The organism is Parabacteroides sp. CT06 (assembly GCF_002257605.1).
GTDB lineage: Bacteria > Bacteroidota > Bacteroidia > Bacteroidales > Tannerellaceae > Parabacteroides > Parabacteroides distasonis.
The window spans coordinates 4,309,657-4,323,384 of the sequence record NZ_CP022754.1 but is presented as its reverse complement, the minus strand read 5'-3'; the positions used below and the strand labels follow the sequence as shown (position 1 = coordinate 4,323,384).

General features: G+C 46.6%; 8 protein-coding genes and 1 pseudogene. 7 read left to right on the top strand and 2 right to left on the bottom strand.

What is annotated here, in order from left to right:
• Nucleotides 1-39 precede the first annotated feature (39 nt).
• A pseudogene (locus CI960_RS19105) lies at nucleotides 40-880 on the bottom strand (Bro-N domain-containing protein).
• 337 nt (nucleotides 881-1,217) lie between these two features.
• On the opposite strand from CI960_RS19105, the gene CI960_RS19095 reads away from it, so the two are divergent.
• From CI960_RS19095 to ispF, 5 genes are all read left to right on the top strand, one after another.
• Nucleotides 1,218-1,868 (top strand): redox-sensing transcriptional repressor Rex, encoded by a 651-nt coding sequence (locus CI960_RS19095; protein WP_005861218.1) that lies wholly within the window; start codon nucleotides 1,218-1,220, stop codon nucleotides 1,866-1,868.
• A gap of 3 nt (nucleotides 1,869-1,871) precedes the next feature.
• Nucleotides 1,872-2,486: a fumarylacetoacetate hydrolase family protein gene (locus CI960_RS19090; protein ID WP_005861219.1), complete on the top strand. Its 615-nt coding sequence runs from the start codon at nucleotides 1,872-1,874 to the stop codon at nucleotides 2,484-2,486.
• Nucleotides 2,483-5,857, top strand: a complete 3,375-nt coding sequence (gene porU, locus CI960_RS19085; protein ID WP_005861220.1) for a type IX secretion system sortase PorU — start codon at nucleotides 2,483-2,485, stop codon at nucleotides 5,855-5,857. Before CI960_RS19090 ends, porU begins: the two co-directional genes overlap by 4 nt.
• 91 nt (nucleotides 5,858-5,948) lie before the next feature.
• Nucleotides 5,949-7,151 (top strand): type IX secretion system outer membrane channel protein PorV, encoded by a 1,203-nt coding sequence (porV, locus tag CI960_RS19080; protein WP_005861221.1) that lies wholly within the window; start codon nucleotides 5,949-5,951, stop codon nucleotides 7,149-7,151.
• Between the two features lie 6 nt (nucleotides 7,152-7,157).
• A complete protein-coding gene (ispF, locus tag CI960_RS19075; protein ID WP_005861223.1) occupies nucleotides 7,158-7,643 on the top strand; it encodes a 2-C-methyl-D-erythritol 2,4-cyclodiphosphate synthase in 486 nt (161 codons plus the stop codon).
• On the opposite strand, the gene CI960_RS19070 is transcribed toward ispF, so the two are convergent.
• On the bottom strand, nucleotides 7,612-9,921 hold the full coding sequence (locus tag CI960_RS19070; protein WP_172606902.1) for a PAS domain-containing sensor histidine kinase: 2,310 nt from the start codon (nucleotides 9,919-9,921) through the stop codon (nucleotides 7,612-7,614). The two genes, ispF and CI960_RS19070, sit on opposite strands and share 32 nt — an antisense overlap.
• A gap of 210 nt (nucleotides 9,922-10,131) precedes the next feature.
• Here CI960_RS19070 and CI960_RS19065 point away from each other — a divergent pair, with 210 nt between their 5' ends.
• Together CI960_RS19065 and CI960_RS19060 are read left to right on the top strand one after the other, a co-directional pair.
• A complete protein-coding gene (locus CI960_RS19065) occupies nucleotides 10,132-10,476 on the top strand; it encodes a translation initiation factor (RefSeq protein ID WP_005861235.1) in 345 nt (114 codons plus the stop codon).
• A gap of 12 nt (nucleotides 10,477-10,488) precedes the next feature.
• Entirely contained in the window at nucleotides 10,489-13,656 is a 3,168-nt protein-coding gene (locus CI960_RS19060; RefSeq protein ID WP_005861237.1) for an exodeoxyribonuclease V subunit beta, read from the top strand.
• Nucleotides 13,657-13,728 lie beyond the last annotated feature (72 nt).

Below are 13,728 nucleotides of genomic sequence, written 5' to 3'. Positions count from 1 at the left end.
GAATAAGCCCCGGTCGGTTTCTTGATCGGGGCTTTTTGCCTATTCTTTGTCGTTTTTATCTTTAAGTCTCAATCCGGTTCTAGCGTTGAGGGGAGAGATTACCGAGTGGCCTAAATCGCTTTCAAGTTGTTTGCGGGCGGCCTCTGCTGCTTTTCCTCCTTGTTTGGCGATAACTTCGTGTTCTTCGAGATGTTGCGGATTCTTTTCTTTGGACAATTCAGTGGTAGCTGCTTCGGCAAGCATATTAAGAGCAAGCTCCGTATTGGTCATATTGTCTCGCAGGCTCTCTTTTTTCAGTCCTTTGAATTGTTTATATTCTTTGGCAGTTTTACCAGCCCACGTTTGATAGATGATATCTGTAAGGGTAGCGAAGTGAATACCCTCTTGTAGTCCGTGCCGTTTCCATTCGTCGGTTAGGTCCTTGCGTATCTCGATACTTTTAAGGCGTTGATTAATCCAAGTTATCCGAGTACCCTAAAGCTTTATATTCTCTCATGGCTCGATCTATCGTTAACTCGGGGTCTTGCATTTCATCCAATCGCTCTTTTGCCACTTGGGCCATCCATAGCTTGAAAGGTTCTGCTTTAGGGGATGGGATGGATTGGATAAGCCGGAACAGCTGTTCTGTCGTAGCTACGTCGGTTTTGTAGTATTTCCCATCGGTAGAAGGTAATTTCAGTTGGTTACAATTTGTAACCGACTCATTTCCCTCTTTTCTTAGCCTATGTTTCAGCACCTTCCAGTAATTGCTAGGATTAGGACTATCTGTTAGGATAGCGACAACGTCTACTACAGAGAAAAACCATTCCTCTGTTTCATCGTCCCAGACTGTACGTACTTTTTTCTCTTCGAAAATCTTGATAGCTTCTTTCTTTGTCATAATTGAAGTTTTTGTGTGAACACTTTAGTTAAAAGTGGATGATACCTAAATCTGTGCTATGGTTTTGGATATCTCGAAACTTTTGCGTAAAAATACAAAAGATTCGAATGCCTCCCAGGTTTATACGGGAAAAAGGATCGTAGAGACAGTTTTTATTACCGACAACGCTAGGATCGTCATACTTGCCGGTATCGAAGCCGTGATTGTTGAATGTGAGACCACTGTTAAGGTGGTAGTTAAATACAGTTTCTCGATCGGGGCTTTTTTGGTGAATCTTTTTAATTTTGTACTTTTGTAGGCTTGCACGAATGTTATACATGAATAGGAGAATTAGACAATGGCCAGCGATGATATAAAACAGGCATGGAAAGTGCCGGAACCTACGTTAAGGAGGTTACCGTGGTATCTTGCGTTCGTAAAGTTGATGAAAGGGAAAGGGGAAGCGTTTATCTCATCTACCCAGATCGCTAAGGAGATAAATGTAGATCCTAGTCAGGTCGCTAAAGATCTCTCTTTTGTGAATATCTCCGGGAAGACGAGAGTGGGATACGATATTAACGCGTTGGTTGACGTACTGGAGGATTTCCTCGGTTTTACATCCCAGCATAAGGCATTTCTGTTTGGGGTAGGGAGTCTGGGCGCTTCTTTGTTGCATGACACCGGACTGAGCCAATATGGTTTGGAGATCGTGGCGGGCTTTGATGTCCGTGAGGATTTGGACGGGAGCATGATCAATGGCATTCCCGTTTTTCATATGGATGATTTTCCTGCCAAGCAGAAAGAATATGGCGCGACGATCGGGGTGATCACCGTGCCGGTGGAGAAAGCGCAGGAGGTGACAGACCGGATTATCGAGGGAGGAATCAAGGCTCTTTGGAATTTTACCCCGTTCCGTATACGGGTGCCGGAACATATCGTAGTCCAGAACACTTCTATGTATGCGCATTTAGCTGTTATGTTTAATCGATTGAACTCAATGAATCACTAAAATATGAAGATTATCGCCGTTGGAATGAACTATGCCGCTCACAATAAAGAGCTGCATCATTCGTTAGAATTATCAGAGCCTACTATTTTTATGAAGTCGGACTCCTCTTTGTTGAAAGATGGGAAACCGTTTTTTATTCCGGATTTTTCATCGGAAGTTCATTATGAGACGGAGATCGTGGTACGGATAGACCGTTTGGGGAAAAATATAGCCGAGCGTTTCGCTCATCGTTATTATAATGAGGTTACGGTCGGTATTGATTTCACGGCACGGGATTTGCAGAATAAATTGCGTGCGCAAGGGCTACCGTGGGAAATTAGTAAGGCGTTTGATAATTCGGCTGTGATCGGGACCTTTATTCCGCTGGAGCAAGCGGGGGATGTAAACCGGCTTCCATTCCATCTGGATATCAATGGCTCGAAGGTACAGGAAGGCAATACCTCGAATATGCTGTTTTCGGTAGATAAGATTATTGCGTATGTAAGTCGCTTCTTTACGCTGAAAATAGGCGATTTGATTTATACCGGAACACCTGCTGGCGTAGGTCCCGTGAAGATCGACGATCATCTGGAGGGATATCTTGGCGAGCGGAAGCTTCTGGATTTTTATGTGAGATGAGAAGATTAATATATATATTCATTATAGGTTTATTACTTTGCTCATATACATGGGCGGATGGTAGCCGTTATGCTTCTAACTCCCTGTTATCGGAAGGGAAATGGGTGAAGATCCGGGTGGATAAGACCGGAATCTACAAATTATCCTATGCGGATTTGAAGAATATGGGTTTCTCGGACCCATCGAAAGTCTCTGTCCATGGCTATGGAGGATGGCCCTTGGATGAGGATTTCAGTAAAGAATATATCGATGATGTCCCTTCTACTCCGGTTTGGCGTGGGAGTGATTACCTGTTATTCTACGGGAAAGGGTCGGTTAAATGGGAATATGACTCGTCGAGCCAGACATTCGTGCATACGAATAATCCTTATTCTTTGTATGGTTATTATTTTGTGACCGATGCCACACCCACGAATGATATGACTTCCGTGGCTCAAGCGAGTGGTGCTTCCACTCGGATTACGACTTATGATGATTATCTATTGCATGAGCAAGAGTTAGTCTCCGTAAACCAATCCGGCCGGGAGTTTTTTGGAGAGGACTTTAGTGGGGCACGCCCTCGTACAATTTCTACCTTTTCTTCTATCCCCGGGATTACGGGTGCGGACGGTAAGGTGACCATGCGTTTTATCTCAAGAATTAACTCTGGTTCCGGTACGGCTTCTTTAAGTATCAATGACTCCGAATTGTTGGATATAACCATACCTTCTATCCAAACGGTAAGCTCGAATGTCAGATCGTATACAAAGGCGATTCCCGGGACAACCACCGCGTTATGGAAGGGATCAAAAAGTGAGAAAAATAACGTAGTGGTTTCCTATAGTTCAAGTGGACATACGAATGTACGTTTGGACTATATCCGTATGCAATTTGTCCGTACGTTGCGCCCTTATGGGGCTTGTACTTTTTTCAGAAGCTTGACTTCTGTAGGAAATGCGTCTCGCTTTGTTATTAGCGAGGCGAATTCGAATACCTTGGTGTTTGATGTGACCGATGCGTTAAATGTGAAGAGAGTGGAAGCCGATCTGAATGGTTCTGAACTTTCATTTACAATACCAGCGGGTAGATTGAGGGAGTTTGTGTTGGTTCAAACCAATCAAACATTTCCTTCTCCGGAAGTCGTGGGAGAAGTCGCTTCCTCGAATCTGCATGGTTTGGAACAGAGGGATATGATTATTATATCGGCTCCGTCTTTGGTTCAGCAGGCGGAGCGTTTGGCGGTTGCGCACCGTGAGAAAGATGGCTTGACTGTTGAAGTCGTAACTCCAGAGGCGATTTATAATGAGTTCTCTAGTGGAACTCCAGATGCGACGGCATATCGTCGTTTGATGAAGATGTTTTACGATCGTAGTTCTTCTTTAGGTAATCCTCCAAAATATTTATTGCTTTTCGGAGACGGGATCTATGATAATCGGGGGATAAGCGGTGAGGTGCAAGGTGTTTCATGGAGTAATATGCTCTTGACTTTCCAGTCTCAAGAGTCATTGAATGTCTACTCTTATGCGACAGATGATTATTTTGCGTTTTTAGAGGATAATTCCGGCAGTAATTTTAGCCGAGATAAGATGTGTCTGGGTGTCGGGCGCTTTCCAATCCGTACAGTAACGGAGGCGACTCAGATGGTGGATAAGACGATTTCTTATATGGAGAATAAGGATTCGGGTAGTTGGAAGAATAACGTGACATTCGTGGCGGATGATGGAAATAATGAGGATAGTTTCACAACGAATCATATGAAGCAGGCAGATCAGCTTGCTGAGGCCATTGAAGAGATGCAACCCGGTTTTCTAGTTAATAAAGTGTATTTCGATGCTTATAAGCGTAGCAGCCTCGGGACTTATCCGGATGTGCATAATGAGATTGAGAAACTATTAAAAAGTGGTCAGTTGTTGATTAATTATACGGGGCATGGCAGTACGACCCATTGGGCGGACGAAAGCGTATGGACACAAACCGATATCAATAATTCCAGCTATAAGCATCTGCCGGTGTGGGTGACGGCTACCTGCGATTTTACCCGTTTTGACGATGTGAAAACTTCTGCGGGTGAATCTGTTTTCTTGAATCCTACCAGTGGGGGTATCGCTTTGTTTACGACGACCCGTGTCGTGTTCTCCGGTAATAATGCGAACTTAAATAAGGCACTCATCGATAACCTGTTCCAAGAAGGCGCGAATAGCCGTTATACGCTTGGAGAGGCGATGATGTATACGAAACGTCAACTCAATGACTCAAATAAATTGAACTTTATCTTAATCGGAGACCCGGCGTTAAAGTTTGCGTATCCAGAGTATAAGGCTCGGGTGACGGCTGTGAATGGAGAAGCTGTTTCTGATGAGCCTTTTGAGTTTAAGGCGTTATCCCGGATTACGGTAGAGGGTGAAATCTTGAATCCGTCAGGTTCTTTTGCCGCGGATTTCACGGGCGTATTAAGCTCGACCATATTTGATAGCCAAAGTTCCATTACGACTTTAGGGAATAGCTCTGAGAAATTCACTTATCTCGATTATCCGAATACGATTTATATAGGTAGAGACTCGGTTCGAAATGGAAAGTTCAGCTTTACTTTTATGGTCCCGAAGGATATCTCTTATTCCAATAAGAAAGGTAAATTAAACCTATATGCGTCTTCCGAGACAAAAGAGGCGCAGGGTTCTTTCTTCGATTTTATCGTGGGGGGGACTTCGGATACGGCGGAGACTGATACGATCGGTCCCAAGATCCGGCAGATCTATTTGAATGATTCCAGTTTTGTTTCGGGCGATAAGGTAAACACGACTCCTTATTTTGTAGCGAAGCTGTGGGATAAGAGCGGCGTGAATATAACCGGCAGTAGCGTAGGGCATGATATGATGTTGACGATTGATAGTATGCCCTCTATGAGCTATAACTTAAATAGTTATTATGCGTTGCTACCAGATAGTGAGAACGAAGGACTTGTCCAGTTCTCCATCCCCGAGATGGAGCCGGGAATGCATACGGCCGAGTTTAAGGTGTGGGATATCTTAAATAACTCCACAACCTATACCTTTACTTTTGAGGTGGCGGAAGGGTTGAAACCTAATCTGATCGAGATGTATGCCACCCCGAATCCGGCACGGGATCAGGTGGAATTCTTTCTGCATCACAATCGTCCGGAGTCGAACTTAAAGGTGACGGTTATGGTTTATGATATGACCGGTAAGTTCCTATGGAGTACAGAGAAGAGCGGTTCCTCCGAGTTGTTTAAGGCTTATATCGTAACTTGGAACCTGACGGATAACGGTGGCAGGCGGTTGCGCCCGGGAGTTTATCTGTATCGGGCGGCGATTAGCACGAATAACTCGAAAGAGGCGACGAAAGCGAATAAATTAATCATTCTCGCACAATAAAGTATCGGGTAATTAGTTTATAATAAGCATGGGGGTATGTTTATTACCCTCTAGGAATGATAAATGTAAATGTATTTTTAGAATAGAATATATGGTAAGAGTTTCAAGATTCAGTCTGTTACTAGCGGTTTTCAGCTTTTTGACGGCATTTACGGCTTTATATGCCCAAGGAGGCGCAGACGATGTTAAACATAAATTCGCCCCGATTAATACGGCGATACCGTCTTTGTCTATTGCGCCCGATGCTCGCGGAGGTGCTATGGGTGATAACGGTGTGGCTACTACGCCGGATGTGAATTCCCAATACTGGAACCCGGCTAAGTATGCTTTTAGTTATAGTAAGGCCGGAGTCGCTTTATCCTATACGCCTTGGTTACGTAAATTGGTGAATGATGTGGCTTTAGCATATCTGGCCGGTTATTATAAATTAGGCGATAGCGATATGCAGGCGATCGGAGCTTCCTTGCGTTATTTCTCTTTAGGAGAAGTACAGGAAAGCCGGGATGGAGGAATGGGTAATCAGCTCATATTGAATCCTTATGAGATGGCTTTTGATGTAAGTTATAGCCGTAAATTATCGGATGTGTTCTCTATGGCGGTCGCCTTGCGCTATATTCGTTCGGACATGGGTGCCTCGTCGGATGCGGATATGGTTCCGGATAACGCTTTTGCCGCTGATATCGCCGGTTATCTGGAGAAATACGTGATCTTAGGGAATAGCGAGTGCCTGTGGAGCTTTGGTTTTAATGTCTCCAATATCGGTACGAAGGTCTCTTACGACGGTGGAAATACCAACCAATTCTTGCCTACGATGTTAAAGGTTGGAACTGGTTTACTGTATCCGATCGATGATTATAACCAAATCGGTATCTATGTGGATTTGAGTAAATATTTAGTTCCTACCGAACCTATTCAAGAAGGTACGACTCCCGAGGATGAGGCTGCTTATAAGGAAAAACATGATGAATATAACAATATGTCCCCGATCACGGGTATCTTCAAATCATTCGGTGACTCGCCGAATGGCTTCAAGGGCGAGCTAGAGGAGATTATGGCCTCTATCGGTCTGGAATATAATTACAATCAGCAGTTCTTTGTTCGTGGCGGTTATTACTATGAGAATAAATATCAGGGAAACCGTCAGTACTTCTCAGTCGGTGCTGGTTTCCGCATGAGTGTTTTCCAGTTGGATGCCGCTTATCTGATCAGTACGGTACAGAGTAACCCGTTGGACCAGACATTGCGCTTCTCCTTGTCGTTCGATATGGATGGAATCAAGAACCTTTTCAGATAAATGGATATGAAGATACGTGTAGGTTTTGGCTATGACGTCCACGCCTTGGTGCCGGACCGGGAATTATGGCTAGGCGGGATTAAGATCGAGCATACGTTGGGCCTATTGGGACATAGCGATGCGGACGTGTTGATCCATGCGATCTGCGACGCTTTACTGGGAGCGGCCAATATGCGGGATATCGGTTATCATTTCCCGGATACGGCTGGTGAATATAAGAATATCGATAGTAAGATCTTGCTCCGGGATACCATGAGGCTTTTAAGAGAGGCGGGCTATGAGTTGGGTAATATCGATGCCACCGTAGCCGCCGAGCGCCCTAAATTGAATCCCCATATCCCTCTGATGAAGAAAACGCTGGCCGAGGTCATGAACGTGGACGAGGAGGATATCTCTATCAAGGCTACGACCACGGAGAAGCTGGGCTTCACCGGACGGCAGGAAGGGATCTCGGCTTACGCTACGGTCTTGATACAGCGCATGGGATCGTAAACCAGAAAGTACTCCCTTTTCCTTCTTCCGACTCTACGCCGATCTTCCCGTGAAGATTCTCTAGGATCGTTTGGCAAATGGATAGTCCGAGTCCGGTTCCTTGGATAAAGGAATCGAATTTGGCGAAACGCTCGAATACGTGCGGGAGGTTCTTCCGCTCAATACCTTTTCCGGTATCTTTTACGTAAAAGTATAATCCATCTTCCCTCTCCTTGTATCCCATGCGGATAGCCCCTTGGAACGTGAACTTACAGGCGTTCGTGAGGAAGTTGGTGATCACTTGGGTCAAGCGATTCTTCTCGGAATAGATAACGCAATCCTGTTCAGGTATCTCGCAATAGAGAGTGACACCGTCTTTCACCCGGCTTTGGAAGGTCTGGTATAAGCTCCGGAATAGCGTGGATACGTTGAACTCGGAATAGATGAAATCCATTTGCCCGGCCTCGATCTTCGATAGGTCCAGGATATCGTTCACGAGTTGAAGGAGAAGCTCGTTGTTCGTCTCGATGATCTCGCAGAACTCTCTCGTCTCCTCGGAGTGGCAAGTTTCCGCTAGCAGGTTGGAAAAGCCTACGATAGCGTTCAGCGGGGTACGTATCTCGTGGCTCATGTTCGCTAGGAAGGCGGATTTCAACCGGTTGGATTCCTCTATCTTCTCCTTGTCCCTCAGTTCTTGTTCCATTTTTTTCCGTTGGTTGATGAGGGTAGTACCTCCGGTTAAGTAGGCGGGTTTTCCTTCCGGATCGGTTTTCCCTACGATCGCAAAGATCTCTATCCATGTATATTCAAGCCCTGTATCGTCTAAATAACGGATCTCCTCGTCGATCGATATGCTCTCGCCGGCGATTAGTTTATTGATCGCGTCTTGCATCTGTTCCAAGTCCTCGGGGTGAATGCCGCTATAAAACTCGTCCGCCGACATGCAGAATTGGCCGTCGGTTCCCTTGTCGCGAATGGATCTTTGGGTCAGGTAAATATTGTTACATTCGAGCCGTGCTTCTTTTACGTCCCATATCCATGTCATCATGTTGCTGGCTTTCAAGACGAGCTGGTATTTCTGGTTCAGGTCTTGCGCTTGGCGTGCGATTTGCAGCTCCTTGTCTTTGGCCTTTTGCTTTTGGATGAAGAGGCGGACCCGTAAGATCCCGATCGTTATCAATAACGCCAGAATGACGAGTAGGCTTATGATATGGATCTTGTATTTCTGTAAGAAACCGGGAGGCTCTTGGAAATACGTGGCGTTCGGGGGATATAGGCCGGGATCGATCTGGTGAAGCAATAGATGCTGGTAATTTAGGTAGGCCCTCGGGGTTTCCGCGGTCTGGATCGGGATTTCCTTACTATCTTTCCCCGAGAGGATCATTTCGATCGTGTTGACCGTCACCTGCGCATAATCCTCCGGAGAAACATAATATCCCCCGGCGAAATTCCCGTTTTCTGTTTGTACGTCTTGCAAGGTAAAGATTGGGGGGACGGAGAAACTATTGGTCATTTTCTGGACGTTATCGACTAGGTAACGATTCTCGTTATCCTTCCGGGTCCTGTACCATGAGTAATAAAGGACTCCGGTCTTATTGTCGAAAGAGGCCAGTCTGTCCAATAAGTTCTCGGTGGAAATGGAGGTGGTAGACAGTGGCTCGAATTGGATGCCCGGAAAATCTTTCCGTAGCACGGCCTCTACATCCGCTTTCGTTTGCTGGCTTATATAACGGCGGTCAAAAATAAAGGCCAGTTTGGTTAATTCCGGTTGTAGCTTTTTGATTAGCTCGATCGTTTGCTTGATATAGACTGGGTATTTTATAAAAGTGGCGTTATAGCCTTTTACTACGTCCGTGATGGGAACCAGCGTATCGAGCACGTTTTTATCTAGGTCTATCAGGTACTCTTCTTTCGGGTACATATAATCTCTGGCGTAGCAGATGATAGAGGGAATATCTTTCCATTCCTTGTCAAACAACGGGCGGGCGACAAGCCAAGAGGGATCTCCTATGCATACGACTAAGGTGGGTGGCACGGGAACTCTCTCTAGGATCATTGTTCTCTTCTCTTGAAACCCTTCCATAGTGCGGATACCGGGGATCTGTAAGGGAATCGCCTTTACGGTAAACCCTTCCTCCCCGAATTTTCTTTCTATATCAAGATAGGTCTGTTTTGTCCAGCTTTCCTCGAAGTTGATGGAGTGCAGTACGACGATCGACGGTTTCTCGCCGGAGCCTCGCGCGCTCATGTTCAAGTGGACCGTTAGTATAATAAAAATAAAAAGAATGATATTTCTCATGGCCGTTAATTCTAAGCGATATATGTAGCAAACGTGATTCTGGTAGCAAATGTAGTGATTCCGCTTTATTAAGCAAGAGGTTTGCCTGAAAATAAAGGTTTTATATGTAGTAAAATGGTAATAGTTCCATCTTGATAGGATAGCCTTTTCGCCCTTGTTTGCCTATTCGGAGATTAATACGTAGCTTTGAGCCAATAAAGTGGTATTTTTATGAAGAATAATGATTGGAAAGATCGATTAGGCGTGATGTACTCCACGAATCCCGATTTTCAATATAATACGGGAGATACGGAAGAGGAAGATACGTTGCCGAAGGAGAAACAAGCTTTGCGCATATCCTTGGATAAGCGGAACCGGGGAGGGAAGATGGTTACCTTGATCACCGGGTTCCGGGGCACTTCCGAGGATCTGACCGCCTTGGGGAAACTCTTGAAAGTGAAATGCGGCGTAGGCGGTTCCGCTAAGGACGGGGAGATAATCATCCAAGGTGACCTGCGTGCCAAGGTGTTGGATATCCTCCGGAAAGAGGGCTATTCGAAAAGCCGTACGATCTAATCCCCGATCGCTATGCTAACAATTTATAGGGCTTCCGCCGGGGCGGGCAAGACGCATAAGCTGACAGGGGAGTACCTGATGTTGCTCTTCTCCCAGCCGGGCGCTTATCGCCGGATCTTGGCCGTGACGTTTACGAATAAGGCGACGGATGAGATGAAAACCCGTATCGTTCAAGAACTTTATCACCTCGCTTCCGGCCGTGCGTCCGATTATATCCAGCTACTCTCTTCCGCCTATTCCTTGACGGAGCGGCAGGTGAGGGAGCAGGCCCGGAAGATTCTGGTCGCTATCCTGCACGATTACTCCGCTTTTAATATCAGTACGATCGACCGCTTTTTCCAGCAAACGATGCGTGCCTTTACCCGCGAGATCGGTTTGCAAGGCGGTTATGGCATCGAGATGGACCAAGAACTGGTCTTGACCGAGGCGATCGATAACCTGCTGGCCGATCTGGAGAAGCCGGAGAGCAAGGATTTGCTAGGTTGGCTGCTGCATTTCGCCGAGGACAAGATCGAGGATGGAGGCGGCTGGAGTTTGCGGCAAGACATCATGTCGCTCAGCCGGGAGGTCTTTAAGGAGAGTTATAAGGCATTTAGCGAGGAAGTAGGTAAGGATATCGCGGATAAGCAGGCGCTCGATGCCTATAAGAATGAGCTATACGCCATCATCCGCTCCGTAGAGGCGGAGGCGAGACGTTTAGGAGAGGAGGGAGTGGCGTTGCTGAAACAGTTTGCGTTACAACCCTCGGATTTTAAGGGGGGAAGCCGTTCCCCGTTTTTCTATTTCGAGAAGCTGGCGAGAGGTGAGATGAAAGAGCCGACTGCCACATTCCAAACTTTGCCGGATAATCCGGATGCCTATACGACCAAGACTACTCCACCGGGTCTCCGGCAGATCATCGGGTGTGTATATGAGGAAGGGTTGAATACCTGCGTAAAGAATATCGTATCCCTGTTCGCCAACCTGACGGCCTATAACACGGCCCGGGAGATCGTGCGTTATTATTATACGTTAGGGATCTTAACCGATATCTCCCGGCAAATCGCCTCTTACCGGGAAGAAAAGAATGTGATGCTGATCGCCGATACGACCGAGTTGCTGAATAAGGTCATCAGTGGCAGCGACGCCCCCTTTATCTACGAGAAGACGGGTACGCACGTAGATCATTATATGATCGATGAGTTCCAAGATACCAGCGGCATGCAGTGGAATAATTTCCGGCCCTTGGTGGAGGAGAGTCTGGCGAATGGTAGGGCGAACTTGATCGTTGGCGATGTGAAGCAAAGTATTTATCGTTTCCGTAACTCGGATTGGAAGCTATTGGACGAGCAAGTCCGCAGGGATTTCGAGGAGGAACAGGTCCGTGAGGAAACCCTGATGGATAATTGGCGAAGCTGCCGCCATATCGTGGAGTTTAATAACGCGTTCTTCACCGCCGCTCCGGCGATCCTGCAGGATCTATATAATGAGGCGTTGAAAAACTCCTCATTAAGCGAGGAAGAACGCACGGCCTTTTTCACGAAGATCATGACCGCTTATGATAAGAGTTCCCAGCGTGTCCCTCCCCCTTTCCAGAAGAAGGACGGACATGTACGGATCGATTTCTTGTCCGGCGATGAGGAGAAGAAGTGGGAGCAAGAGGCGATGGAGCGATTGCCGGCTACCTTGGAGCGCTTGCAGGATAACGGTTATGCGCTAAAAGACATCGCCATACTCGTGCGTACCAATCAAGAAGGCGCTTTAGTGGCTGATACGTTGCTAGCCTATAAGGAAGAGCATCCGTCCGACCGGTACAATTACGATATCATCTCCGATGATGCCCTGTTCGTGGGTAGTTCTCCGGCGGTCCGTTTCCTGATCGCCGTATTGCGCTATTTGCGAAATCCGGAGGACCGGATGAACAAGAAATTGGCGATGTATGCCTATCAAGTATTAACCGGAAAATTCGGGGAGAGCGAGGCGGATGAGTCTGTTTTCCAAAACCTTCAGTCTATTTCCCGGCAATCCTTGTACGAGGTAACCGAAGGGCTCTTCCGTAACTTCTCCGCTTACTTCCCGGAAACGGAACAGGTATTCGTGCAAGCCTTTCTGGATATGGTTTCCGAGTACGCCCAAAAAGAAAGCGCGGATTTGAACCGTTTCTTGAGATGGTGGGACGAGACCGGTTATCGAAAGACGATCGCTACCCCGGATGGGCAAAACGCTATCCGCATCTTGACCGTACATAAATCCAAGGGCTTAGGTTTTAAGGTCGTTATCATTCCTTTCGGGGACTGGGAGATCGACCATAAGCCGACAAAGCCCGTTATCCTTTGGTGCCACCCGGAGAAGAAGCCGTTTGACCGCCTGCACTTAGTTCCTGTCCGTTACGGACAGATCCTGAGTAGCACGATTTTCGCCAAGGATTATTTCAAGGAGCGCTTGCATGCTTTCATCGATAACTTGAACACCTTATACGTCGCTTTTACCCGTTCGAAAGAAGAACTGATCGTATTCTCCCCCCGTCCGAGGAAGATCAACAAGGAAGGTAAGGTTGAGAAGATAACTTCCATCGCCGATCTATTGTGGGCGGGGGTGGAGACGGATATCGAGGATGATACCTTTGAAAGGGGCGAATGGTGGCATCCAGCTTCGGGTAGAACGGCAGAAGATACCCTGGAGGAAATCCCCATGAGCCGCCTGTATTCCGTTTCCCCGGATGATCGTTTACAATTACGCCTGCATGGGAAAGGATTCTTTTTCGATAATGCCAGGCGGAAGCACGGTACCTTGATGCATGAGGTATTGAGCCGGATACGTACGCCGAAAGATATTCCCGCTTCGGTCGAAAGTTATCGGTTAGCCGGGGTGATTAACCGGGAGGAAGCGGCGGAGTTGATCAGCCGTCTGGAAGAATTATTGCAAGCGGAGGAGGTAAAGGCTTGGTATGATGGTTCCGCCCGTGTCTTGAATGAAGTGGATATCCTGTTCGGTAAAGGCTTGTCTAAACGTCCGGACCGGGTGATGATAAAAGATAACAAGGTAATTGTCGTGGATTATAAATTTGGCGAACGGCAAGATAAGCGCCATCCTAATCAGGTAAGAAATTACCTGCAATTAATTCGTAAAATGGGTTTCGAGCGGGTCGATGGATACCTTTGGTACGTAGAGTTAGGCAAAATAGAGGCAGTGAATAAGTGATATATTTTTGATATTCGGTAAAAATGAATATTTTTGCAGATTCTTAGTATAAAACGATACAGTCAAAGAAGA

What these genes read in the sequence shown, in the direction of transcription:
- CI960_RS19095 (WP_005861218.1), top strand. Translation starts at nt 1,218, where the DNA reads ATGGCCAGCGATGATATAAAACAGGCATGGAAAGTGCCGGAACCTACG.
- CI960_RS19090 (WP_005861219.1), top strand. Translation starts at nt 1,872, where the DNA reads ATGAAGATTATCGCCGTTGGAATGAACTATGCCGCTCACAATAAAGAG.
- porU (WP_005861220.1), top strand. Translation starts at nt 2,483, where the DNA reads ATGAGAAGATTAATATATATATTCATTATAGGTTTATTACTTTGCTCA.
- porV (WP_005861221.1), top strand. Translation starts at nt 5,949, where the DNA reads ATGGTAAGAGTTTCAAGATTCAGTCTGTTACTAGCGGTTTTCAGCTTT.
- ispF (WP_005861223.1), top strand. Translation starts at nt 7,158, where the DNA reads ATGAAGATACGTGTAGGTTTTGGCTATGACGTCCACGCCTTGGTGCCG.
- CI960_RS19070 (WP_172606902.1), bottom strand. Translation starts at nt 9,921, where the DNA reads ATGAGAAATATCATTCTTTTTATTTTTATTATACTAACGGTCCACTTG.
- CI960_RS19065 (WP_005861235.1), top strand. Translation starts at nt 10,132, where the DNA reads ATGAAGAATAATGATTGGAAAGATCGATTAGGCGTGATGTACTCCACG.
- CI960_RS19060 (WP_005861237.1), top strand. Translation starts at nt 10,489, where the DNA reads ATGCTAACAATTTATAGGGCTTCCGCCGGGGCGGGCAAGACGCATAAG.